Annotated in this window: 20 protein-coding genes and 2 pseudogenes; 16 read left to right on the top strand and 6 right to left on the bottom strand. The window is 62.7% G+C overall.

What is annotated here, in order from left to right; translation table 11 throughout:
• Nucleotides 1–56: 56 nt before the first annotated feature.
• Nucleotides 57–506: a BLUF domain-containing protein gene (locus LPB072_RS07540; RefSeq protein ID WP_157559251.1), complete on the top strand. Its 450-nt coding sequence runs from the start codon at nt 57–59 to the stop codon at nt 504–506.
• A gap of 123 nt (nt 507–629) precedes the next feature.
• Here LPB072_RS07540 and LPB072_RS24195 read toward each other — a convergent pair.
• The 3 genes and pseudogenes from LPB072_RS24195 to LPB072_RS07550 all read right to left on the bottom strand — a co-directional run bounded on the left by LPB072_RS24195 (nt 630) and on the right by LPB072_RS07550 (nt 4,001).
• Nucleotides 630–791, bottom strand: a pseudogene (locus tag LPB072_RS24195) (zinc ribbon domain-containing protein).
• Between the two features lie 251 nt (nt 792–1,042).
• Nucleotides 1,043–2,779: a single-stranded-DNA-specific exonuclease RecJ gene (gene recJ, locus LPB072_RS07545; RefSeq protein WP_066093455.1), complete on the bottom strand. Its 1,737-nt coding sequence runs from the start codon at nt 2,777–2,779 to the stop codon at nt 1,043–1,045.
• Nucleotides 2,780–3,014: 235 nt separating this feature from the next.
• Nucleotides 3,015–4,001: a phosphoglycerate mutase gene (locus LPB072_RS07550; RefSeq protein ID WP_157559253.1), complete on the bottom strand. Its 987-nt coding sequence runs from the start codon at nt 3,999–4,001 to the stop codon at nt 3,015–3,017.
• Nucleotides 4,002–4,052: 51 nt separating this feature from the next.
• On the opposite strand from LPB072_RS07550, the gene LPB072_RS07555 reads away from it, so the two are divergent.
• Entirely contained in the window at nt 4,053–5,309 is a 1,257-nt protein-coding gene (locus tag LPB072_RS07555; protein WP_066093458.1) for a lipoprotein-releasing ABC transporter permease subunit, read from the top strand.
• 378 nt (nt 5,310–5,687) lie between these two features.
• Nucleotides 5,688–6,368, top strand: coding sequence for a lipoprotein-releasing ABC transporter ATP-binding protein LolD (gene lolD / locus LPB072_RS07560; RefSeq protein ID WP_066093461.1), 681 nt, complete (start codon nt 5,688–5,690; stop codon nt 6,366–6,368).
• Between the two features lie 14 nt (nt 6,369–6,382).
• Here the strand turns inward: lolD and LPB072_RS07565 are convergent, their stop codons facing one another.
• On the bottom strand, nt 6,383–6,844 hold the full coding sequence (locus tag LPB072_RS07565) for an META domain-containing protein (protein ID WP_066093464.1): 462 nt from the start codon (nt 6,842–6,844) through the stop codon (nt 6,383–6,385).
• A 77-nt stretch (nt 6,845–6,921) separates the two neighbouring features.
• On the opposite strand from LPB072_RS07565, the gene LPB072_RS07570 reads away from it, so the two are divergent.
• From LPB072_RS07570 to LPB072_RS07600, 7 genes are all read left to right on the top strand, one after another.
• Nucleotides 6,922–7,758: a TatD family hydrolase gene (locus tag LPB072_RS07570; RefSeq protein WP_066093467.1), complete on the top strand. Its 837-nt coding sequence runs from the start codon at nt 6,922–6,924 to the stop codon at nt 7,756–7,758.
• Nucleotides 7,755–8,252: a DNA-deoxyinosine glycosylase gene (locus LPB072_RS07575; RefSeq protein ID WP_066093470.1), complete on the top strand. Its 498-nt coding sequence runs from the start codon at nt 7,755–7,757 to the stop codon at nt 8,250–8,252. Before LPB072_RS07570 ends, LPB072_RS07575 begins: the two co-directional genes overlap by 4 nt.
• An 87-nt stretch (nt 8,253–8,339) precedes the next feature.
• Complete coding sequence (locus tag LPB072_RS07580) at nt 8,340–9,122, top strand: class I SAM-dependent methyltransferase (protein WP_066093473.1); 783 nt, start codon at nt 8,340–8,342, stop codon at nt 9,120–9,122.
• 21 nt (nt 9,123–9,143) lie between these two features.
• A complete protein-coding gene (locus LPB072_RS07585; protein ID WP_066093476.1) occupies nt 9,144–10,973 on the top strand; it encodes a GspE/PulE family protein in 1,830 nt (609 codons plus the stop codon).
• 76 nt (nt 10,974–11,049) lie between these two features.
• The gene (locus LPB072_RS07590; RefSeq protein WP_066093479.1) at nt 11,050–11,760 is read left to right on the top strand and encodes a Crp/Fnr family transcriptional regulator; all 711 of its coding nucleotides are present in this window, start codon (nt 11,050–11,052) and stop codon (nt 11,758–11,760) included.
• A 116-nt stretch (nt 11,761–11,876) separates the two neighbouring features.
• The gene (locus LPB072_RS07595; RefSeq protein ID WP_066093482.1) at nt 11,877–12,806 is read left to right on the top strand and encodes a DMT family transporter; all 930 of its coding nucleotides are present in this window, start codon (nt 11,877–11,879) and stop codon (nt 12,804–12,806) included.
• Between the two features lie 15 nt (nt 12,807–12,821).
• Nucleotides 12,822–13,619, top strand: coding sequence for an SDR family oxidoreductase (locus LPB072_RS07600; RefSeq protein WP_066093485.1), 798 nt, complete (start codon nt 12,822–12,824; stop codon nt 13,617–13,619).
• A 70-nt stretch (nt 13,620–13,689) separates the two neighbouring features.
• On the opposite strand, the gene LPB072_RS07605 is transcribed toward LPB072_RS07600, so the two are convergent.
• Nucleotides 13,690–15,177: a potassium/proton antiporter gene (locus LPB072_RS07605; protein ID WP_066093488.1), complete on the bottom strand. Its 1,488-nt coding sequence runs from the start codon at nt 15,175–15,177 to the stop codon at nt 13,690–13,692.
• Between the two features lie 131 nt (nt 15,178–15,308).
• On the opposite strand from LPB072_RS07605, the gene LPB072_RS07610 reads away from it, so the two are divergent.
• The 4 genes and pseudogenes from LPB072_RS07610 to LPB072_RS07625 all read left to right on the top strand — a co-directional run bounded on the left by LPB072_RS07610 (nt 15,309) and on the right by LPB072_RS07625 (nt 17,249).
• A complete protein-coding gene (locus tag LPB072_RS07610) occupies nt 15,309–15,659 on the top strand; it encodes a zinc ribbon domain-containing protein YjdM (RefSeq protein ID WP_066093491.1) in 351 nt (116 codons plus the stop codon).
• Nucleotides 15,660–15,669: 10 nt separating this feature from the next.
• A pseudogene (locus LPB072_RS07615) lies at nt 15,670–16,321 on the top strand (DJ-1/PfpI family protein).
• 78 nt (nt 16,322–16,399) lie between these two features.
• Nucleotides 16,400–16,708 carry an EthD family reductase gene (locus LPB072_RS07620; RefSeq protein ID WP_066093494.1) on the top strand — a complete coding sequence of 103 codons (309 nt, stop codon included), beginning with the start codon at nt 16,400–16,402 and terminating at the stop codon, nt 16,706–16,708.
• A gap of 208 nt (nt 16,709–16,916) precedes the next feature.
• Nucleotides 16,917–17,249: a YegP family protein gene (locus LPB072_RS07625; protein ID WP_066093497.1), complete on the top strand. Its 333-nt coding sequence runs from the start codon at nt 16,917–16,919 to the stop codon at nt 17,247–17,249.
• Nucleotides 17,250–17,348: 99 nt separating this feature from the next.
• On the opposite strand, the gene LPB072_RS07630 is transcribed toward LPB072_RS07625, so the two are convergent.
• Complete coding sequence (locus LPB072_RS07630; RefSeq protein WP_082877066.1) at nt 17,349–19,400, bottom strand: right-handed parallel beta-helix repeat-containing protein; 2,052 nt, start codon at nt 19,398–19,400, stop codon at nt 17,349–17,351.
• 437 nt (nt 19,401–19,837) lie between these two features.
• On the opposite strand from LPB072_RS07630, the gene LPB072_RS07635 reads away from it, so the two are divergent.
• The gene (locus LPB072_RS07635) at nt 19,838–20,593 is read left to right on the top strand and encodes an ABC transporter ATP-binding protein (protein ID WP_066093506.1); all 756 of its coding nucleotides are present in this window, start codon (nt 19,838–19,840) and stop codon (nt 20,591–20,593) included.
• Nucleotides 20,594–20,713: 120 nt separating this feature from the next.
• Nucleotides 20,714–23,083: an ABC transporter permease gene (locus LPB072_RS07640; protein WP_066093508.1), complete on the top strand. Its 2,370-nt coding sequence runs from the start codon at nt 20,714–20,716 to the stop codon at nt 23,081–23,083.
• Nucleotides 23,084–23,085: the final 2 nt, after the last annotated feature.

Here is a 23,085-nt window from a genome sequence, read left to right on the forward strand (position 1 = left end):
GAAAGAGCCAGCCCTCGGTTGGCAGCAGGCAGATCTGCGGGCCGCCACGAAGGGGCGTGGACGTTCATCCCACACCCGACACTTTGGAGAACATGGTGCATCGACTCATTTATCTCAGCGCTGCGAGCGCGCCGATGTCCGACCAGGCCCTGGATGAACTGTTGAGGGTGGCCAGATCGCGCAATTTGTCTTTGAACATCACGGGCATGTTGATCTACAGCAAGGATTTTTTTGTTCAGGTTCTTGAAGGCGACAAGCCAGATATCGACGCCGTCTATTTTGAATCGATCGTTTTTGACCCTCGGCATGCGGCACCCTATGTCATGGATGAAAGTGAAATCGAGTCCCGGAGTTTTCCCGACTGGACCATGGGATTTCGCAGGCTCTCCCGCGATGCTGTGGCGGCAGAGCCGGGTTTCTTTGACTTGTCAACGGCTCAGAAAAATGGTGCGGTAACGGCAGAGCAAAAGAACTTTGCCCTCAGAATGATTTACAGCTTTATTTAGCCATGAATGAGCAGTCGGCAGGATGGCACCAAGGGCCGAAACGCCACTCGGGCGAGGCCCACTGCAAATTCGGCCAGGCGCCAGCGCCGAGGTGGTGAAGCCCAGCCCCATGGGTTGCCACCTTCAAGTACCGAAGACGAAATCAACGGCCTGCTCTCCCGCTGAGACCTGGCCCTGGTAAAACCCGGTGAACGCGCATCGGCGGCAAACCACCGCCGATTACCGCGCACTCTGGATGTTGAAGAACGAACTGAGGAACGACCTCGACGTTCTGATTTCGCCCATTTCGCATTTGTCGTGGCCGCACTTCAAGCACTTGTAGTCTTATGTCGGGCTGCGCTGCGCCAGTTCAAGCTTCAGCGGCTCCTCCAACCCTGGGGTGACCCTGGAAAGTCGGATGTGTTCAACCATCCCTGAGTAGGGCAGGCTGGGGATGTCTGCTGTTTGGACGGGCTTGTTCATGTCAGACGGACGTCAGGGGCGGATTCTCGGTAGTTGGCCGCGGGCGTGTTGTTCGCCCAAGCGGGGGGATCTTTCTAGAGCTCAGCTGCTTCTACTAGGAACCGCACGCGCCGCTGGCCTTGCCATTCATCAGCGTCCAGTCTGAAGGCCAGTTTGACCCGCTCAGGCAGTGGCTCCGTGTGGCCGAACCAGATGCCGTCCACCGGATCGCCCTGGTGTTTCATCTTCAGCGCCAGGTGCTTTTCGCCCACCAGCCGCTGGCTCACGATTTGCACTTCTTCGCAGAACACGGGCGGGGCAAAGCCCTGACCCCAGACTTCTTTGTGCAGGGTGTCGACCAGGTCGGTTCGGCGGTACTGCTTGTCGAGCACACCGTCGGCTTCCATGCGCCGTTCCAGCGTGGCAGCATCAAGCCATTCGTGGGCCACGAGCTGCAAGGCGCCTTCAAAGGTTTCGAGGTGCTCTTCTTCGATGGTGCAACCGGCAGCCATGGCGTGGCCGCCGAAGCGCAGCAAGACACCGGGGTGGCGCTTGGCCACAAGATCGAGCGCATCGCGCAGATGAAAGCCGGGGATCGAGCGACCTGAGCCTTTGAGCTCGTGTTCCTTGCCTTCTGCGCCACTGGCCGCGAAAACGAAGGTGGGGCGGTGCATCTTGTCTTTGAGGCGCGAGGCCACGATGCCGACGACACCTTCGTGGAAATCGGGGTCAAAAACGATCAGGGCCGGTGGCGGCTCTTCGGATTCGTCGAACATCTCTTCGGCCAGGGCCAGCGCCTGGTCGCGCATATCGCCTTCGATGGCCTTGCGTTCGCGGTTGATGCCGTCGAGCGTGCGGGCGAGTTCGTCGGCGCGCAGGGCGTCGTCGGTGGCCAGGCATTCAATACCCAGCGTCATGTCGGCCAGGCGGCCAGCGGCGTTCAGGCGCGGGCCGAGGGCAAAGCCAAAGTCGAAGCTGGTGGCCACGGGGTACTTGCGCGCCGCCACGTTGAACAGCGCCATCATGCCCGGCGGCATGGCGCCTGCGCGCACGCGCTTCAGGCCTTGCGCCACGAGGCGGCGGTTGTTGGCATCAAGCTTGACCACGTCGGCGACCGTGCCGAGCGCCACCAGCGGCAGCAGCGCATCTATCTTGGGCTGCGTTTGTGGAGTGAAGACGCCGCGATCCCGCAGCTCGGCGCGCAAGGCCAGCAACACATAAAACATCACCCCCACACCCGCGATGGACTTGCTTTCAAATGTGCAGCCGGGCTGGTTGGGGTTGACGATGATGCAGTCGTCGGGCACCACGATTTCGCCCTCCTTGAGGGCTGGCAAGTGGTGGTCGGTCACGATCACCTGCAGGCCCAGTTCACGTGCGGCGCGCACGCCGTCGAGGCTGGCGATGCCGTTGTCGACCGTGACCAGGACATCGGCACCGGAGGCTTTGACCCGCCTGGCGATGGCGGGCGTGAGGCCGTAGCCGTCGGTCACGCGATCGGGCACCAGGTAGCTTGCGCCGTCGTAACCCATGGGCGCACCCAGCAGGCGCAGGCCGCGCAGGCCCACGGCGCAGGCAGTGGCGCCATCGCAGTCGTAGTCGGCCACGATGCAGATGCGCTGCTTCGCGGCCATGGCGTCGGCCAGAGCCCTGGCCGCTTCGGCTGCTCCTTTCATTTCAGAAGGGGGGATCAGGCGGGCAAGCGAGTCGTCGAGTTCGGCACTTTGGGTGATGCCTCGGGAGGCGAACAGGCGGGCCAGCAGTGGGTGAAGGCCGCCTTGTTCGAGCGCCCAGGCGGCGCGGGGGGGCACATCGCGGGTGGTGATTTTCATCCTAGAAACTGCGGTTGGACGTGCCCAAGTGGGCCGTCATGGGGTGGACTGGGAAGGCGTGACGAGGCAGCGGGCAAATGCCCGCAAGGAGGAGAAACGCACCCAGTGCGCCCCAGGGCGGCTCAGTCGGGTGCGTAGTGCTCATACCCAAGCGGTGAGCTCTTTCGTTGCGAAGATGCTCAACACCCATGGGGCTCTCTTGCAGGACAAGCGCGGTCAACTGCGGTTTTTGGGATCATAGGGTGTCGAGTTGTTTCCAGGCCGGCGTTTTTCCGCGCAAGGTTTTGATGGCCTGGCCCAGTCGCGAGAACGCGCTGCGGGGCGAGGCGTTGTTCCAGGTGGTGGCGTGGCGTTCACCACACAGGGTGAGCATGACCATCTGACCGCTTCGCGCGCTTTCCAGCAGCGATGGAATTTGTTCAGTGTCGAGTGTTTCCCAGGCCTTGCGCCAGGTGGCCCAGTCGCCATTGATGGCGGACTGGCGCAGGTTGTCGCAGACGATGGGTGTGGGGCCTGATGCAATCCGCGCATGGCCCACAGCGCCTGCGCCATGCACCCAGAAGCCATTGATGATGGGCAACCGTGCGGCTTCGCGCTGATCGTTGATCGCGTGGGTGTAGAAGAGCATTTGCGCTTCGCTTTGCAGGCGTTTGATCAGTTGGGCGCCAGGGTTGTCGGCCTGGCCTGGAGCCGTCCAGTCGGCCACCGATCGGCCACTCACCCGGTCCAGGCTGGCGCAAATCAGGTGGCGAAGCGGTTCGCCTTCGGCGTGCCAGCGAGTGGCACTTGCATAGTGCAGGGTGATGCCGTCTTCCTGGCAATAGGGGGCCAGCGCTTCAAAAAGTGGGCGTGCATGGTCATCGCTCAGGCCAAGCGACTCGGCGCTGTACAGCGTGACCTGATCCATGCCCACCTGGAAGTGGCAGGGGGTGAACCAGGCCTGAGGGCGGTCTGGGTGCGGGTCTTCTGCTGCCGCCCAGGGAATGGCGCCGTCGTCGTGCAGGCCCAGCCCCAGGGTGTGGGCCAGAGCACGTTCATGTGGGGGCGTGAACTCGTGGTCGTCTCCGTTCAACGAGGTGCCCAGCGTCAGCTCACCCAGCAGCGCGGTGAGGTTGGGCAGGCGCATTTCGGGCAGCAGGGCCCGGCATTCGGGCGCGCTGGCGGCTGCGAAGGGAACCAGCAGGTGGGACGGGGAGTCCATCATCGGGTTGGAAGCAGGCATGGCTTGATTGTCAGGGATGCCACAATCGCCGTTGGTATTTTCTCGCCAAGCATGCAAACACCTTACGAACTACTTCTTGGCTGGCGCTATACGCGCGCAGGCCGCGCCACCCGTCGCAACGGCTTTATTTCCTTTATTTCAGGCGTGTCCATGCTGGGCATCGCGCTGGGTGTGGCCGCGCTGATCATCGTGTTGTCGGTGATGAACGGCTTTCAAAAGGAGGTGCGTGACCGCATGCTGAGCGTGTTGGCCCATGTGGAGGTGTTTGAGCCATACGGGCAGGCCATTCCCAATCTGGCACTCACCATGAGCAGCATTGAAAGCCATCCTGAAGTGGTGGGTGCTGCGCCGTTCGTGGGGGCGCAGGCCCTGATTGCGCGTGGCGAAGACATGAAGGGCGCCCTGGTGCGCGGGATCGACCCAAAGCTGGAGCCCAGGGTGACCGATCTGGCCGCATCCCTGTCGCAAACCCTGTTGCCGCAACTGGTGCCGGGCGAATACGGGGTGATTCTGGGTGAAGAGCTGGCGCGCAGTCTGGGCGTGATCACCGGCGACACAGTGACCCTGATCGCGCCCAGCGGGCAGGTGACGCCCGCCGGCGTGATCCCTCGCATTCGGCAGATGCATGTGGTGGGTACCTTCAACTCGGGCCATTTTGAATACGACTCGGCGCTGGCCTTGATGCACATGGACGATGCGGCGCGCATCTTCCGCGTCGAAGGGCCGACCGGCGTGCGCGTGAAAATCAAGGATCTGCAACAGGCGCGTGAGGTGGCCATTTCCATTGCGGGTGGTCTGGACCAGGGCCTGCGCGTGACCGACTGGACGCGCCAGAACCGCACCTGGTTTGCTGCGGTGCAGCTCGAAAAACGCATGATGTTCATCATCTTGACGCTGATCGTGGCGGTGGCGGCGTTCAACCTGGTGTCGACGCTGGTGATGACCGTGACCGACAAGCGGGCCGATATCGCGATTCTTCGCACCCTGGGCGCGAGCCCCAGAAGCATCATGGGCATTTTCATGGTGCAGGGCGCGATGGTCGGCGTGATCGGTACCGGTCTGGGGCTGTTGCTGGGCCTGGGCGTGGCGTTCAACATCGACACCATCGTGCCGGCCATTGAGCGGGCGCTGGGCGCCAGCTTTTTGCCCAAGGACATTTACCTCATCAGCCGCATGCCGAGCGATCCGCAGCAGGCCGATATCTTGCCCATCGCGATCATCTCGCTGGTGCTGTCGTTTGTGGCCACGATTTATCCGAGCTGGCACGCCAGTCGGGTGAACCCGGCAGAAGCGCTGCGGTATGAGTGACTTGAACAGCCCCCACGCTCCGCCGCTTCGCGGGTCGCTGCCCCCCAAGGGGGCTGACCTTGCTTGGGGCGGCCCTGCGCTGCGGTCGGCTGGCCCCCACGCTCCACCGCTTCGCGGGTCGCTGCCCCCCAGGGGGCTGACCTTGTTTGGGGCGGCCCTGCGCTGCGGTCGGCTGGCCCCCACGCTCCACCGCTTCGCGGGTCGCTGCCCCCCAAGGGGGCTGACCTTGCTTGGGGCGGCCCTGCGCTGCGGTCGGCTGGCCCCCACGCTCCGCCGCTTTGCGGGCCGTTGTCAACCGAAGGGGCGCGTTTCACCTGGGGGCGGCCCAATGGTGAAACTTTGTGTCCCGTCGCAACGTTGTTCGACGAATAGTTTCTTATGACCCATATTGTTCTCCAGGCCACGGGCCTGACCAAACGTTTTTCTGAAGGCCGTCTCGATGTGACGGTGTTGCAAGGCGTCGATCTCACAGTGAGCCGGGGAGAAACCGTGGCCATCGTCGGCGCTTCTGGTTCTGGCAAGAGCACCTTGCTGCATTTGTTGGGGGGGCTGGATGCGCCCACAGGCGGCAGTGTGAAGCTGATGGGGCAGGGCATGGCCGGTTTGAGCGCTTCGCAACAGGGTGTGTTGCGCAACCAGCATCTGGGCTTCGTCTACCAGTTTCACCATTTGTTGCCCGAGTTCAGTGCAGCCGACAACGTGGCCATGCCGTTGTGGATTCGCCGTTTGCCGCGCACAGAGGCAGCTCGGCAAGCCGCCGCAGTGCTCGGTCGCGTTGGCATGGGTGAGCGGCTGCACCACCGCCCGGCCGAACTCTCTGGGGGCGAACGTCAGCGGGTGGCGATTGCGCGAGCGCTGGTGACGCAGCCCGCATGCGTTTTGGCCGATGAGCCCACCGGCAACCTCGACCGCTCCACCGCCGACGGCGTGTTTGAACTCATGATGGAACTTGCCCGCGAGCAAGGCACGGCATTTGTGGTGGTGACCCACGACGAAACGCTTGCTGCCCGCTGCAGCCGCATGCTGCGCCTGACCAAGGGCGTGTTGACGGCAGGGTAAGGGCGCTCCGGCGTTTACTTCGACCGAACGAAGCGCAGGGGTTGGTCCATGCCCTGCGTATGGATCAACAGCGTGTCGCCCTGTTGCTCATAGCGCTGCGCTTTTTGCAGTGCAGCCAGGTAGCTGCTTTCTTGTTCCATGGCGCCGCCCCTGCAGGCCATCTTGGTGCTCGCCACCTGACCAATTGCCAACCGGTCTTCCTTGACGGTCACCGAGCCGGAAAAACGGTTGCAAGAGCCATGGCCTGCCACACGACCGACTTCTGGAAAGTGCAGCGAGGCTTTGGATTGCGGCATGACCGGCTGCGAACCCAGCGCTTCCAGCTGCCATTGCGTGCCCCACAGCGGTACCGTGGGGGCTGGCGGTGGTGCAGCCGAATTGGCGCAGGCCTGCAGGCTCAGCCAGATGGGGGCGGCCAGCCACAGGGAGGGGCGGCGGGTGAGGGTGTGCAGCAGGCGTTGAATGGATGTGGCCAAGTGGACTCTCCTGGAGGTTTCTTTGTGGGAAGGCGTTTTCGGTAGCCGTCGAACGGCACAATCGTGGTTATACCGCCATGTGGATCGATACCCATTGTCATCTTGATGCCCCCGAATTCGGGCCAGACCATGCGCTGGCCCTGGCCGCCCGTGAGCGGGCGGCCGCGCTGGGCGTGAGCCGCTGCGTGATCCCCGCCGTGATGCGGAACAACTTTGACACCGTTCGGCTGTTGGCCCACCGGCTGGGTGACGCCTACGCGCTGGGCATCCACCCCTTGTTTGTGCCGCAGGCGCTGGACCGCGATCTGGAGGCGCTTGACCAGGCGTTGACTGAACACAAAGGCGACCCCCGGCTGGTGGCCGTCGGGGAAATAGGTCTTGACTTTTTTGTGCCTGCCCTGTGCGAGCCAGCGATGCGGGAACGGCAGATCGGGTTTTATCGGGCCCAGCTCAAACTGGCGCGAAAACATGGTTTGCCCGTGATCTTGCATGTGCGGCGCAGTGCCGATGTGTTGTTGAAACACCTGCGGGAGCAGCGCGTGGCCGGTGGCATCGCCCATGCCTTCAATGGCAGCGGGCAGCAGGCCACGCATTTTATCGATCTCGGATTCAAACTGGGTTTTGGTGGCGCATGCACCTTTGAACCTGCCAAGCAGCTGCGCGCGCTGGCCGCCAGTTTGCCGCTGTCGGCGCTGGTGATGGAGACCGATTCGCCCGACATTCCGCCCCAATGGCTTTACGTTACGGCGGCGCAACGCGAAGCCGGTCAATCCCAAGGCTTGAACACGCCCGCCGAGCTGCCGCGCATAGGCGCTGTGGTGGCTGGCTTGCGAAACCTGACGGAGGCCGCCTTGGCCAGCGCCACGAGCGCCAACGCGCTGATGGCATTGCCCAGACTGGCGGCGCTGCCATGAACCGGTTAAAGGGTCTTGCCCCGGTAGTGAATGCAGACACGCGCATGGTTGTACTGGGCAGCTTTCCAGGTGTGGCCTCGCTGACCGCGCAGCAGTATTACGGCCACCCGCAAAACCAGTTCTGGAAAATTCTGGGTGCGCTGTGGGCGTTGCCATTGCCAGAGAAGCCTTATGGCGAGCGCGTGGCTTTGATGCAGGCGCACCACGTCGGCTTGTGGGATGTGTACGGCGCCTGTGAACGCGAGGGCAGCCTGGATGCCAGCATCCGTCAGGGTGAGCTCAACGATTTCGCCTGGCTGCAACGGCAATGTCCGCACCTTGAAGCCATTGCCCACAACGGCGGCGAAAGCTTCAAACATGCGCGCCACACCGAAGCGCTCGGTGTACCCGTCTACAAACTGCCCTCAACCAGCCCCGCCCATGCGAGCTGGCGCTTCGAACGTAAACTGGCGGCTTGGTCCGAGGTATTTCTTCGCCACGGGCTGACCATTTGAACTGACCATGAGCCCACCCACCGCTGTCCACCTTCCCCCCTTCGCTTTTCTTCGAAACCCCATCGCGTTGCCAGACTGGGCCGCAGCATGAAGACTGGCGCCAATGCCGCTGCGCGGCGCCGCAGCGGCCCCCAGACCCTGCCCGAGGTCACGATGTCGGAAGATGGCGAAGTGCGCTTTCTCCATCTGGGCACCGAGTGGATTCAGGGCTCCATGATCATCGATGAGCCATTCGCCATCGAGCTCGACTACGTGCAGCGCATGATGGCCTGGCTGTTGTTTGTCGACCCAGATACGGTGACCAAACGCCGGGCCATGCAGCTGGGCCTGGGCTCGGCGGCGCTGACCAAATTCTGTTTCAAGATATGCCGCATGGACACCACAGCGGTCGAAATCAACCCGCAGGTGCTTGCCGCCTGTCGCGGCTGGTTCAAGCTGCCGCCTGAGAGTGCGCGGTTGAGGGTGTTGCTGGCCGATGCAGGGCAAGAGATTCGCAAGGCCGAACACACGGGTCAGGTCGATTCGTTGCAAGTTGACCAGTACGACCATGAAGCGGCCGCGCCGGTGCTCGACAGTCCTGATTTTTATACCGATTGCCGCTCGGTGCTGACCGATGACGGCGTCATGACGGTGAACCTGTTCGGGCGCGATGCATCCTATGAACGCTCCTTGCAGAGCATTCGCGCGGCCTTTGGCGACGATGCGGTCTGGGCCTTCAAACCCACACGGGAAGGCAACAGCATCGTGCTGGCCCAGCGCCATGCCGATCGGCCCACACGCATGCACCTGCTGGCGAGAGCCGAAGAAATTCAGTCGCGCTGGGGTTTGCCCGCCGTGAAGTGGCTGCGGATATTCAAACCCGTGGTCTGAGCAATTGAAAAAAGCCGATTTATGAAAACACCCCACAAACATTCGGGCTCTGGCAAAGCGGTCAAGAGCGACTTTCAGGGGCCGCTTGACTGGCGCATGCTGGTGGACTGGTTGTTGAAAGATGAAGTGATTTCCGACAACGAAGCGGCGCGCACGATTGCGCGTTGCGCTTCGGCCCACAGTGCGCAGCACCCGATTCAACGCCTGTCCGTGGTGGGCATGGCGCGCGCATCGGATGGCCATGTGCTCGACGCTGAGTTGTTGACCCAGTGGCTCGCGGCGCGCACCGACCTCGAATACTTCCGCATCGATCCGCTCAAGGTGGATGTGGGCAAGGTCGCCGATGTGATGAGCGCCGCTTACGCCGAGCGCCACAAGGTGTTGCCGGTGCAGGTGGGTACGGCCGAAGTGGTTGTGGCCACGGCCGAGCCGTTCATTCGCGACTGGGTGCCCGAGGTTGAGCGCCAGACGCGCAAGAGTGTGCGCCTGGTGGTGTCAAGCCCGCAGGAGATTTCTCGCTACACCGGTGAGTTCTTTGCACTCGCCAAGTCGGTTCGCGCGGCCAACAAACTGGGCGGTGGCCAGGCCGGGTTTGGCAGCTTTGAACAGTTGGTGGAGCTGGGCAAAACCAACAAGCAGCTCGATGCCAACGACCAGCACGTGGTGCAGGTGGTCGACTGGCTGTGGCAGTACGCCTTTGATCAGCGTGCCAGCGATATCCATCTGGAGCCTCGGCGCGAGCAGGGTGTGATCCGTTTCCGTATCGATGGCGTGCTGCACCCTGTCTACCAGATGCCGATGGGCGTGATGAACGCGATGATTGCGCGCGTCAAGCTGCTGGGCCGCATGGACGTGGTGGAAAAGCGCCGTCCGCAAGATGGCCGCATCAAAACCACCCGGCCTGGCCCGGGCGACACGCGCAGCGACGAGGTGGAGATGCGTTTGTCGACGCTGCCCACGGCGTTTGGCGAAAAAATGGTGATGCGGATTTTTGATCCGGAAGCCACCGTGAAAGACCTGAGCGCGCTCGGGTTCACGCCCCACGACGCCACGCGTTGGGAAGGCCTGATGAAGAAACCCCACGGCATCGTGCTCGTGACCGGCCCCACCGGTTCGGGCAAAACCACCACGCTTTACGCCACGCTCAAGCGCCTGGCCACCGAAGAGGTGAACGTGAGCACCGTGGAAGACCCGATCGAAATGATCGAACCGGCCTTCAACCAGACGCAGGTGCAAACCCACCTCGATCTCGATTTCGCCCAGGGCCTGCGCGCCTTGATGCGGCAAGACCCGGACATCATCATGGTCGGCGAGGTGCGCGATCTGCCGACCGCCGAAATGGCCGTGCAGGCCGCGCTCACGGGCCACCTGGTGTTCACCACACTGCACACCAACGACGCACCTTCGGCCATCATGCGGCTGATGGAGCTGGGTGTGCCGCCTTATCTGATCAATGCCACGGTGCTGGGCGTCTTGGCGCAGCGCCTGGTTCGCACGCTGTGCCCGACCTGCAAGGTGCGCGAAGACGACGCCACGACCGACATCTCGCGCGAAGCGCTGGCCGACATGGCCAAACCCTGGAAAGTGACTGGCACATACAAGCCTTACCAGGCGGTGGGGTGCGTGGAATGCCGCATGACCGGGTTTCGCGGGCGTGTGGGCCTGTACGAATTGCTCACCGTGTCAGAAACCTTCAAGGAGAAAATCACGCGCGAACCCCACCTGGAAGTGCTTCGCAAACAGGCCGTCAGCGATGGCATGCGGCCATTGCGCCTGGCCGGGGCCGCACGCGTGGCCGAAGGCAATACCACCATGGAAGAAGTGATGGCAACGACGCCACCGCTGACCTGAGTACCCCCATGACGGGTGTGCAAACAACTCAGGACTTATATTCAACGCCTATGTTCGCCCGCCTGATTGCCACCCCATGATCCCCATCAAAACCGAAACGGCCTGGCGCGGTACTTCCGACTGCCGCCACTGTGGCATTCGAGACATGGTCCTGTTTGCCGATTTGCAAGAAGAAGACTTCAACCTGATTCATGCGCCCATCGATGATCTGGAGTTGGCCGCCGCCCAGCCACTGGTGCGCATGGGTGAAACAGCCACGTCGCTCTACACCCTGCGCGCGGGCATGATCAAATTGGTGCGCAACACGGTGGACGGTCGCCAGCGCATCGTTCGGGTGCTGCGCGCGGGAGATGTGGTCGGGCTGGAGGCACTGATGGGCCCCACCTACGATTCCGACGCCATCGCGCTCACCTCGATCAAGGTTTGTCGCCTGCCTTTGCAGGTCATTCAGCGCCTCAACCGTGAAACACCACGCCTGCACCAGCGCCTTCTGGAGAAATGGCACCGCAGCCTGAAAGAGGCCGACGACTGGCTCGCCGATCTCAACTTTGGCAACGCCCGCCAACGCGTTGCGGGGCTGATTCTGAAAATGCGCTCAACAGGTGACGCCTCGGTGGTGTCGCTTTTTTCGCGCGAAGACATGGGCGCCATGCTGGATCTGAAGCTGGAAACCGTGAGCCGCACGGTCAATATCTTCGTGCGCGAAGGCCTGATTCAACCGCTGGACAAGATCGGCCGTGTGTACAGCGTGATTGACCCTGTGGGCCTGACCTTGCCAAAGGCGTGAAGCGGCCCTGAGCGTGCAACGGTTGCTGGCCCCCGGATTCAGTGCTCCACCATACCGGCCAGTCAAGAGTCCCCTGGCTTCGGAGGGCGCCATCGGCGCGCCGATAATCAAGGCCAATGTCTGCTCCTCCGGCCACGGCCCCGCTCCCCAATCCATCGCTGGCCTCTGGCCTCTTGCTCGCTGCAGCAGGCTCCATCGCCTTCAGCGGCAAGGCCATCATCGTCAAGCTGGCCTACCGCTACGGGGTGGATGCGGTCACGCTCATCATGCTGCGCATGCTGTTTGCCCTGCCGCTGTTTCTGGCGCTGGCCTGGTGGTCCAGCCGAGGAAAGGCACCACTGACTCGCAACGACTGGCTGGGCGTGTTTGGCCTGGGCCTCACGGGCTACTACCTGGCAAGCTACCTGGATTTCTGGGGTCTGGAATACATCAGCGCCAGCCTGGAGCGCCTCATTCTGTATCTCAACCCGACCGTGGTGCTGGTGTTGGGCTGGATCATCTACAAGCGCCGCATCACCGCCTTGCAGGGCGCAGCGATGGCGATGAGCTACGCGGGCGTGCTGCTGGTGTTTGGCCATGAGGTGGGGCTGCAGGGGCCCGACGCTGCGCTCGGCACGCTGCTGGTTTTTCTCAGTGCCGTGAGCTATGCCATCTACCTGCTGTACAGCGGGGAAATGGTCAAGCGCCTGGGGTCGTTGCGGCTGGTGGGATTGGCCACCAGCGTGGCCTGTGGCCTTGTCTTGCTGCAATTTGCCCTGTTGCGGCCGCTGGACACGGCGTTCGCGGTGGCGCCGGCAGTGATCTACCTCTCGATTCTGAATTCGGTGCTGTGCACCTTTGCGCCCGTCTTGATGGTGATGATGGCGGTAGAGCGCATCGGCGCCGGGCTGGCGGCGCAAACCGGCATGATCGGGCCCATGTCCACCATCTTGATGGGCGTGGTGATTCTCGGTGAGCCGTTCAACGGCTGGATCGTGGTGGGCACCGTGCTCGTCATGGGCGGGGTATTTCTGGTGACGCGGATGGGCCGCACACCTTCCAACTGAACAGGAGACAAGACGATGGATTTGGGTATCAAAGGCAAATGGGCGTTGGTGTGTGGCGCGAGCAAAGGCCTGGGCCTGGGCTGCGCCCAGGCGTTGAGCGCCGAGGGCGTCAACGTGGTCATCGTGGCGCGGGGTGTGAGCGAGCTCGAGCGCGCGGCGGAGGGCTTGCGCGCTGCGAACCCGGGCGTCACCGTGGTTCCTGTGGTGGCCGATATCACCACCCCAGAAGGTCGCGCGAAAGCGCTGGACGCGCCTGGCGGCCCGGGCGGCAGTTTTGACATCGTCGTCACCAATGCGGGCGGCCCGCCACCGGGCGATTTCCGAGGCTGGGACCGCGACGCCTGGCTGAAAGCGCTTGACGCCAACATGATCACGCCCATCGAACTCATCAAAGCCACGGTCGATGGCATGGCGCAGCGCGGCTTTGGCCGCATCGTCAACATCACCAGCAGCGCCGTGAAGGCGCCGATCGACATTCTGGGTTTGTCCAATGGCGCACGCAGTGGCCTGACCGGCTTTGTGGCAGGCGTGTCGCGCAGCGGCCTGGCCGCGCAGGGCGTGACCATCAATAACCTGTTGCCGGGCGCCTTTGATACCGACCGCCTGAAAGTCACCTTCGCAGGCGCCGCATCCAAAACCGGGCAACCTGTTGAATCGTTGATGGACGCGCGGCGCCAGACGATTCCGGCCAGGCGCTTTGGCCAGCCCGAAGAATTCGGTGCCATCTGCGCTTTCCTTTGCAGCCAGCACGCCGGCTACATGACCGGTCAAAACGTATTGGCCGACGGCGGCGCCTACCCCGGTACCTACTGATCTGCCGCTCACAGCACCGGGCCGGGCTGGCGCGCCTGCCGCCAGCCCGGCCCGGTGCGCCCAGGCGCCCTCAATCCCCCAGCTTGATACCGATCTGCTTGATGCGCTGACCGTCCATGCTGCGCACGCTGAGTTCGGCCTTGCCCAGGGTGGCGCTGTCGCCCTCCACCGGAGGGCGATCAAGCTCCTCGCGCAGCCAGCGCCCCGCGCTTTGATCGGACTCACTCGGCACGGGCAGGCCATAAAAGGTACACAGGTCCATCATGGGCGTGCTCGCGTCGATCACAAAGTCGCCAAACACCTGGCGTGCCTGCGCCATATCAGACGGGTCGGGTAGCGTCACACCCAGGCGCCGCGCGCTCCAGGCGATGGTGGAGCCCTGGAACAGCAGCGAAGTGATCACCACGACAAAAGCCACATTGAAAAACGTGTGGGAGCCCGGTACACCCGCCATCACCGGGAACACCGCCAATACAATCGGCACCGCCCCGCGCAGCCCGACCCACGAGACAAATGCGATTTCGTTGTTCGCAAAGCGCATCGGCTTGAGGCACAGCCAGACCGACAGCGGCCGGGCGACCAGCATCAGCACCAGCGATACACCCAGCGCCGGCCACAGCGTGCGCAGCAACTCGCTCGGGGTGACCAGCAAGCCCAGCAACAGGAACATGCCAGCCTGCGACAGCCAGGCGTAGCCGTCCATGGCCGAGAGGGCCGGGCGCACCTGTTTGCGCGCCCGGTTGCCCGCGATCACACCCATGGCGTACACCGCCAGAAAACCCGAGCCACCCAGTGCGGTGGTGCCGGCATAAACCGCCAGGCCACCCGAAACGATCAACAGGGCGCGTATTCCGCCTCCGCCATCAGGGCCGCGCCCCAGCCGAATCAGCAACCAGGCCAGGCCGAAGCCGCTTATCAGGCCCAGCGCCGCGCCCCAGCCCATTTGATGCAGCAGCGCGATCAGCAGCGCGCCCCAGTTGACGTCAGGCCCGGCCATGGGGGCTGCGGCGGCCGTCAAGGCGATGCCGATCAGACTCAGGGTCAGAAAAACAGCCATCGGGTCGTTCATGCCCGACTCGATCTCCAGCGTGGCGGCCACCCGTTCATTGAGTTTCACCCCCGATGACTTCAACAGCGAGAACACCGCAGCCGCATCGGTGGAGCCCACGATGGCGCCCACCAGCAGCGCCAGTGGCCATTGCAGCGCGAGCAGAAAATGTGCCGCTACTGCTGTGAGCCCGGTGCACACCACCACGCCCAGCGTGGCCAGCCACAGCGCGGGTCTCAGCCCGGTGCGAAAGGTGGTGAACTCGGTGCGCAACCCGCCGTCGAGCAAGATCACAGCCAGCGCCACGTTGCCAACCCAGAAGCTCAGCCGGAAATCGTCAAATACCAGGCCGCCCGGGCCATCGACCCCCGCGAGCGTGCCCACCACCAGAAAAACCAGCAAGAAAGAAAAACCGGCGCGCGCCGAGACAACGCCCGCCAATACGCTGAAAAAGATCAGGGACGCGGCGGCGAGCAGGGGCAGGGCGAGAAAATCGAGCGAGAGAGACATGCGTTGACGCTATCAGGAAGCGTGCCAGGTTGGGTGGGAAGCGTGAAATGGGCGGCGGGCAGGATCGGGCTCAGTAGAAATCGGCGCCACGCTCCGGTGGCACTGTGTTGATCGTATTGGAAAGAACACCCATGAGCGTTTTGCCCCCGTGCCCCAAATGCCGATCTTCCTACACCGATGAGGATGGGGCTTTGCTGGTGTGTCCCGAATGCGCCCATGAGTGGCCGGCCTCGGCTGCCGAGGCATCAGAAGACCCATCCGACACCGGCTTGGTGGTGAAAGACGCCAACGGTGCACAGCTGTCCGGTGGTGATCAGGTGGTTTTGATCAAGGACCTGAAGATCAAAGGCTCTCCGTCGGGCGTGGAAGCGGGCACCAGGGTGAAGGGTATTCGGCTGGTCGAAGGCGATCACAACATCGATTGCAAGATTCTGGGTTTCGGTGCGATGCAGCTCAAGTCGGAATTCGTAAAGGAAGCCTGACCTTAGCGCCATGCACATCGCCATGCTCACCTTTCAGGGCTTTCACGAACTCGATTCGCTGATCACCCCTAGCGTTCTCAACCGCATCAGGAAACCCGGCTGGCGCGTGACGCTCTGTAGCCCCGAGGCTTCGGTGACCTCCGTGAATGGCGTGACCGTTCAGGCGAGTCCCGCCTGGAAGACGCAGCATCGGCCGACGCGGTGCTGGTGGGCAGCGGCATGCTCACGCGTGAGGTGGTCAACGCTCCGGCCATCATGTCCATGCTGCGGCTCGATGCCGCGCGCCAGCCCGTGGGCGCGCAGTGTTCGGGCACGCTGGTATGGGCCAAACTGGGCCTGCTGGACGCCGTGCCTGCTTGCACCGATCTCACCACCAAACCGTGGGTGCAGGAAGCCGGCGCCAAGGTGTTGGACCAGCCATTCTTCGCCGAGGGCAATGTGGCTACGGCGGGCGGTTGCCTCGCCTTGCCTCGCCCTACCTTGCGGCCTGGATCATCGCGCGTACCGAGGGCATTGAGGCTGCCCGCGCCGCGCTGCACTGTGTGGCGCCGGTGGGAGAAAAAGAGGCTTATGTGGAGCGGGCCATGAACAACATCGGGCTCTGTTTGCCCGCCGAACAAGCCTTTTCGGGCGGGTTGCGCAGCCTATGGAGGATTCATTGATTGACACCCCATTGGCGGCCCGATACCGTGTCACAGCCGCGTGATTCCCGTCTCGGATGCGGCAACCAGGAGAAACACATGGCCAAGCTCTTTGCGATCTACCAACAGCCCGTCGATCCAGCAGCCTTCGACAAATACTACTTCGACACCCATGTTCCGCTGGCCAAAAAAATACCTGGCTTGCGCAGCTATGAGGTGACCCGGGGTGACGTCATGGGCATGGGCGGCAAACATGCTGTCTACCTCACCGCTGTGCTCGCGTTCGATTCGATGGCGGCGATTGCCGCTGGAATGGGTTCAGCCGAAGGCCAGGCCACCGCGGCCGATCTGGCCAACTTCGCCCAGGCCGGGGTCGATGTGATGATGGGCGAGACCGAAATGATCTAGTGCCATCTGAGCGAGCGCTGCTGATGGCGGTCCGCGTGTGGCTTTCCCGCTGAAATGCGGAGCCTGTAGCGGGGGGTTTGCGGGCATTTCCGCCTTTGTTTTGACGATGGGGTTTCTCAGGCTGGCGCAGCAAAACCCAAAAAGCTAGGATTCGGTTTGAACACGCCCAAGGTGGGCGTGGTGGTATGTCAACTCAAGGAGCATTCAAATGGCAGGTTGGTTTGAAATGAGCAAGAGCAAAGATGGACAGTTCCGGTTTGTACTCAAGGCGGGCAACGCCGAAACCGTGCTCACCAGTGAACTCTACAAATCGAAGCGGTCTGCCGAAAACGGCATTGCATCGGTGCAGGCAAATTGCGCCAACGAGGCCCGCTTCGAACGCAAAACCGCATCCAATGGCAAAGCCTTTTTCAACCTGAAGGCCGGCAACCACCAGGTGATCGGCTCCAGCCAGATGTACGCATCGGAAGCCTCCCGTGAAAACGGCATCGCGAGCGTCAGAACGAACGGCGTGTCCAAGACGGTCAAAGTGAACATCTGACCGCCGTTGCCGGGGTTTTCCTCGGTGAATCGAATCGAAAAGGGCTGCATTGAGCAGCCCTTTTTTTTCGAGCTGTTGCCCGAACTGGGTCAACCCCGCTCAATTGACCCAGCACCCATTGAAGGGCACGGCAGACAAGGGAATATCGAAGGCGGCGGCGTTGTAGGTGTTGCCGGCAGCCTGGCCGGTGACGTTCCTGAAGCGATAGGCCCAACACCGGTTGGGATACGTCACCGCATTGTTGAAGATGTGGGCGTCTTCGAAGTTCTGAATCACGATGTAGCCGTTGAGGAACTGGTTGTCACGGATATCGGCCCGTCCGCTGCTGTACAAATACATGCCGCAGCCGTTGCACACATTGTTGTGAATGACGTTGTAGTCGGGGTTGCTGCGGGTGCGGCCAGGGCGGGCGTAACCAATGATCCCCGACTTGCCGTTGTACGAACCGTTCAGCATGGTGATGTTGTTGTTGCGGATGGTCTGGTCGGCTTCAGGCCAGAACACGATGGGTCCATCGATGTAGGTACGGCCGTCGTCGCCTCCGGTGGTGCTGGCTTCGCCCTGGTGCATGGTGTTGCCTTCAATCAAGATGTTGAAGCCCCGGGTGTTGACCACATCGCCACCGCGGTTGTGGTGGAAGTTGTTGCCCCGAATGATCACGTCTCTCACCAGATAACCTCCAAGCGGCTCGATATCGATACCAAACTGGGGGCTGGTGCCTTTGGTATGGTGAATCTGATTGCCTTCGATCAACACCCGCGCGCCACCCACGATGGAGATGCCCTGGCGTCGGTTGGTGTCGAAATTGTTGCCGGTGATGGTGATGTCTTGCGGCGTCGAAGGGGCCTTGCCCACGATCAAAATGCCGTCGCCATTGGCCTGGGTGATGTACACCCCTTGAACCTCCACGTACTGGCTGGAGCCTTCTATACAGATGGCGTGTCCTTCGTCGTGTGCGGTGCCTCCGCTGCTGGATGGGGTGTAGGTGTGGTTGTAACGGTCACCCACGATGGTGCCGCCTGAGACAGACACGTTTTTCTTGCCATTGATGGTGACCACACAATAATTCCAACGGTCATTGGGGACCATGCGCAGCACCGCACCGGGCTCCAGAACCAAGGCCATGTTGCTCGGCAATTTGATGCCGCCAGCATAGTTGTACGTCTGTATTTTTCCCAGCAAATATTCGCCGGCGGGCACCCGGAATTGCCCAATGCCCTGTGATGAAGCCCAGTCGATGGCAGCCTGCATCCCATCGGTGGTGGCGGTGGCATTTGACGCGTTGCTTGCCACGCCCCATCGCCAAGGCTCCAGTGTGTAGCTGCTGGTTGGGATGGTGGGCTTCACAACCTCGGGCCAGGTGTCGACGTCGCTTTCCGCTGGCTGCACGTAGTAGGCGACACCTTCGTAGGTGTACTGGGGCAGGGTGTTGCGAATGCTCGTCATCTCTGCGTCAGAGGCGGTGTAGAAGTGAAATCCCGCGCCGGGCAGATAGAAGCGGTGCAAAGGCAAGCGGTCTGCCGCAGCGGTTTTGCTGGCGTAATAAGCCACCCCTTCGTAAGTGAACACAGGCAGGTTCGCTTGCACAAACCGCTTTTCGTCTGCACTGATGGTGTACAGATGCATGCCCGTGGTCCGGTTGTAAAAGCGGTGCACCGCATCGAGCCCGGCACCTGCGGACCGGTGGGCAGAAAACGCCGCACCCTCGTAGCGCATGGTTTGAATCGATACGCGAACCTGATCCCGCTCGGTGGTGCTTGCGGTAAAAAAGTGCCCTGATGTGTTGGCGTTGAAGAAGCGAAATACATTGGTGCGCTCATCTGCCGTTGACTTGTTTGCCTTGGCAAGCGACTCTTCGTCCGAAGCCGGCAGGGGGCTTCGCCCATTTGGCTGCCGCTCGGCTGCCGATTCGGCCCGCTGCAGTTCAGCTGTGCTGAGTTGAGCGGCCTTCTGAAGCAAAACGCCGGTTGGCGACAGCGCCTGATGGGTCTTTTCACTGGGGGCCGCATTGACGCCTTGCGCCAGGTTTGCCTCGCTGCCACTGCTGCCCCCACCGCAACCACTCAAAGCCAATGCAAACAGGGCAAGCCAAGGCGCCGTACGGGTGCACGTAGATGGTTTGCAAGCAGGTCGAAGGATGGAGTGGTTCATCTGAACAGGCCCTAATTGACCGGAGAAAACAAGGCCTTCACCGAAGGCGAGTAAACGTGCACTGAGGGGGGCCGAAGAGGGACCGGTCTCAGCCCTGAAGCGCGCAGGGCGTTGCGAGAGCCGGTCCTCAATGCAAACAGTTCGACGGGTAGCCTGCTGTGATCGAATCGGCCTTTCATTTTAGAGACGCCAGAGCTGAACAGCAATGCGCTGGACAGTGGGCTGGGCGCGGTAGCCAGCTTGTCTGGCGTTGCTGCGCTGTTCGAACCCTGCGGCGGTCTGACCACCAGGGCAGATTGCACTCGAAACTGTTGGCCGGCTCCGGCCAGACGTTCGCGTCGGAAGCGCCCCATGATCGAGGCTGCCAGGCATCCAGAGGCAGTGCCTTTGATCCATCGCATGGACAGGGGCGCGGCCATCCGCAATACTGGATTCATATGAAATCAGCTGCGCCCCCAACCGATGCGTCCCTGGCCAATGAGCCTGTCTTTGTCGCCCGTGGCCTGACCAAGGTTTACGGCGAAGGCGAAACCGCGGTGCACGCCTTGCGAGGGGTGGACCTGGACATCACCCGTGGCGAGTTTGTGGTCTTGCTCGGCGCCTCGGGCAGCGGCAAATCGACCCTGCTCAACATCCTCGGAGGGCTCGATTCGGCCACCAGTGGCAGCGCGGTCTGGACCCATGAGGGGCAGGTGCACGAGCTGATCGGCGCGGGGGATGCAGAGCTCACCCGCTACCGCCGGGAACACGTGGGCTTCGTGTTTCAGTTCTACAACCTCATCCCCAGCCTGACGGCGCGTGAAAACGTGTCGCTGGTGACCGATCTGGCCGAAGACCCGATGGACGCTGAAGCCGCGCTGGCCCTGGTGGGCCTGGGTCAGCGGGTAAACCATTTCATTTCCCAGCTCTCGGGCGGGGAGCAGCAACGCGTGGCGATTGCCCGGGCCATTGCCAAGCGCCCGGCGGTGTTGCTGTGCGACGAGCCCACCGGTGCGCTCGACAGCGCCACCGGCGTCATGGTGCTGCAGGCCATAGAGCGGGTGAACCGCGAGCTGGGTACCACCACCGTGGTCATCACCCACAACGCACCCATTGCCGACATGGCCGACCGCGTGTTGCGCCTGGGCGACGGGCGCATTGTCGAGACGAAGGTCAACGACCACAAGTTGCCCGCTTCGGATCTGAGCTGGTGATCCCGATGTACCAACGGTCGTTTGAATGCCCGTTCGGGCTGAGCCGGTTGAAGGATGTCGACAGGCTCGGCCCGAACGGTGGGTTCTTGTTGTTGGATGTTGTGAGGACCTGAGGCGCCCATGAAAGCCATCCACACCAAGCTCTGGCGCGATTTTTTGCGCCTGCGCGCCCAGGTGGCCACCATCGCCATGGTCGTGGCCATTGGTGTGGCCGGCTTCGTGGGCATGTTTTCGGTGCACGCTTCGCTGAAAGCCTCGCGCGACGCCTTTTACCAGGACAACCGGCTGGCTGATGTGTTCGCCGGGGTCAAGCGCGCGCCGCTGCATTTGCGCGAACGCCTCGCGGCCATCGATGGCGTCAATGAGGTGCTGTTCACCACCGCGATGGACGCCCAGATCGATCTGCCCGGCGTGATGCCCCCGGTTACCGGGCGCTTCATCGGCCTGACCCTCGCACGCGTGCATGCCGACCGCCAGAGCCTCAACAAGCTCTCGCTCAAGAGCGGGCGCTGGCCCGAGCGCGCAGGCGAGCTGGAAGCGCTGGTGAGCGACCGCTTCGCCGCCGCGCGTTCGCTCAAGGCCGGCGATACCGTGCGGGCCATCCTCAATGGCCGCCTGGAGACGGTGCACATCGTGGGCACCGCAGCCACGCCCGAATACGTTTTCGCCTCCCAGGGCGGCGCGCCCGACGATGAGTTTTTTGGTATCTGGTGGATCGACGATGAGCGCATGGCCACGGCGTTTGACATGCAAGGCGCGTTCAACCAGATGGCCATGGGCGTGGCGCCCGGCGTGCCGGTGGATCGGGTGATTGAAAAGGTGGACCGGCTGCTGGAGCCTTATGGTGCCATTGGCGCGGTGGGGCGTGACAAACAGCTGTCGAGCAAGATCGTTTCCGACGAGCTCACGCAGCTCAAGGTCATGGGCACCGTGTTGCCCTCGATTTTTCTGGTGGTCGCGATGTTCATCCTGAACGTGGTGCTCAGTCGCCAGGTGGCCACGCAGCGCGGCCAGATCGCCGCCCTCAAGGCGCTGGGCTACAGCGATGGCGCCATCGCCTGGCACTACATCCAGTTTGCTTTCCTGATCGCGGGGCTGGGTGTGGTGGTTGGGCTGGGCATGAGCGTGGCCATTGGCCGGGGCATGCTGGGCCTGTACGACGAGGTGTTCCGCTTCAACAGCCTCGACTACATCACCGAGCCCTGGCTGGTCGTCGTTTCGCTGGTCATCGCCGCGCTCGCCGCCGCCCTGGGCACCTGGACCGCCATCCACGCCGTGGTCAGCCTGCGCCCTGCGCAAGCCATGCAGCCACCTTCGCCACCCCATTACCGCGCCACGCTGATCGAGCGGGTTGGCCTGGGCAACCGCGTGAGCACCGGCGCGCTGATGGTGATCCGCAATGTGGAGCGGCGCCCGCTGCGCGCGGCCTTCACCGTGGTCGGCGTGGCGCTCGCCGTGGCGCTGCAAATCTCGGGCGCTTTCTGGATTGATGCCATCGCCCACATCATGGATGTGCAATACCGGCAGGTTCAGCAGGGCGATGTGTTGGTGAACTTCCACCGCCCGGTGCCGCTCTCGGTGGCGCGCGATCTCAAGCGCTTGCCCGGCGTGATCGACGCCGAACCCTACCGAACCGGGATGGTGCGCATCCGATTCAAAAGTGCGTCGGTGGATACCGCCATGATGGGCATTCGGAGCGATGCCAGGCTGTTTCGCGTGGTCGATGAGCAGCGCGGCGCGGTGTCGATGCCTGCGCGTGGTGTGGTGCTCTCGGCCATGCTGGCCCGCGAGCTGGGCGCGCGGGTGGGCGACCGCGTGCAAGTCGAATTCAGGCTGTGGAACCAGACCCGCACCGAAGTGGAAGTGGTCGATATTGTGCAAACCATGTTCGGCAAACTGGTCTACATGTCGCTTTCCGGCATGACCGATCTGGCGCGCGATGGTGCGGGCGTGGCCGATGCCGCCTTGCAGGTGGATCCGCTCCACATGGACGCCTTCTGGGGCGCGGTCAAAAGCGCGCCCACGATCAACTCGGTGTTCGACAAGGCTTCTTCCATGGAGAGCTTTGACCGCACCACCTCGCGCAACATGGGTGTGTTCAGTGGCATCCTCACCCTGTTCGCCGCCGCCATGGCCGTGGGCATTGTCTACAACTCGGCGCGCATCTCGCTCTCCGAGCGCGCCTGGGAGCTGGCCAGCCTGCGCGTCTTGGGCATGACGCGCGCCGAAGTGTCGGTGTTGCTGCTGGCCGAACTTGGCGCCGAGCTGCTGCTGGCCCTGCCCATAGGTGCCTTCGCCGGCTGGGCGCTGGCCACGCTGATGATGGCGCTCATGTCGTCAGACGCAATTGATTTTCCCGTGGTGATCGAGCCGAGCACCTATGCCTCGGCGGCCTTCATCGTGCTGGCCGCCGCCGTGGCCAGCGCCTTGCTGGTGCGCCGCAAGATTGACCGGCTTGACCTGGTGGCTGTATTGAAAGTACGCGAATGAAG

Source organism: Hydrogenophaga crassostreae (assembly GCF_001761385.1).
Classification (GTDB): domain Bacteria; phylum Pseudomonadota; class Gammaproteobacteria; order Burkholderiales; family Burkholderiaceae_C; genus Hydrogenophaga; species Hydrogenophaga crassostreae.

Coding starts and splice junctions, on each gene's coding strand:
- LPB072_RS07575 (WP_066093470.1), top strand. CDS start 7,755: ATGAACCGGTTAAAGGGTCTTGCCCCGGTAGTGAATGCAGACACGCGC.
- LPB072_RS07555 (WP_066093458.1), top strand. CDS start 4,053: ATGCAAACACCTTACGAACTACTTCTTGGCTGGCGCTATACGCGCGCA.
- LPB072_RS07550 (WP_157559253.1), bottom strand. CDS start 4,001: ATGCCTGCTTCCAACCCGATGATGGACTCCCCGTCCCACCTGCTGGTT.
- LPB072_RS07590 (WP_066093479.1), top strand. CDS start 11,050: ATGATCCCCATCAAAACCGAAACGGCCTGGCGCGGTACTTCCGACTGC.
- LPB072_RS07570 (WP_066093467.1), top strand. CDS start 6,922: ATGTGGATCGATACCCATTGTCATCTTGATGCCCCCGAATTCGGGCCA.
- LPB072_RS07625 (WP_066093497.1), top strand. CDS start 16,917: ATGGCAGGTTGGTTTGAAATGAGCAAGAGCAAAGATGGACAGTTCCGG.
- LPB072_RS07595 (WP_066093482.1), top strand. CDS start 11,877: ATGTCTGCTCCTCCGGCCACGGCCCCGCTCCCCAATCCATCGCTGGCC.
- LPB072_RS07610 (WP_066093491.1), top strand. CDS start 15,309: ATGAGCGTTTTGCCCCCGTGCCCCAAATGCCGATCTTCCTACACCGAT.
- LPB072_RS07600 (WP_066093485.1), top strand. CDS start 12,822: ATGGATTTGGGTATCAAAGGCAAATGGGCGTTGGTGTGTGGCGCGAGC.
- LPB072_RS07640 (WP_066093508.1), top strand. CDS start 20,714: ATGAAAGCCATCCACACCAAGCTCTGGCGCGATTTTTTGCGCCTGCGC.
- recJ (WP_066093455.1), bottom strand. CDS start 2,779: ATGAAAATCACCACCCGCGATGTGCCCCCCCGCGCCGCCTGGGCGCTC.
- LPB072_RS07620 (WP_066093494.1), top strand. CDS start 16,400: ATGGCCAAGCTCTTTGCGATCTACCAACAGCCCGTCGATCCAGCAGCC.
- LPB072_RS07585 (WP_066093476.1), top strand. CDS start 9,144: ATGAAAACACCCCACAAACATTCGGGCTCTGGCAAAGCGGTCAAGAGC.
- lolD (WP_066093461.1), top strand. CDS start 5,688: ATGACCCATATTGTTCTCCAGGCCACGGGCCTGACCAAACGTTTTTCT.
- LPB072_RS07580 (WP_066093473.1), top strand. CDS start 8,340: ATGAAGACTGGCGCCAATGCCGCTGCGCGGCGCCGCAGCGGCCCCCAG.
- LPB072_RS07605 (WP_066093488.1), bottom strand. CDS start 15,177: ATGTCTCTCTCGCTCGATTTTCTCGCCCTGCCCCTGCTCGCCGCCGCG.
- LPB072_RS07630 (WP_082877066.1), bottom strand. CDS start 19,400: ATGAACCACTCCATCCTTCGACCTGCTTGCAAACCATCTACGTGCACC.
- LPB072_RS07635 (WP_066093506.1), top strand. CDS start 19,838: ATGAAATCAGCTGCGCCCCCAACCGATGCGTCCCTGGCCAATGAGCCT.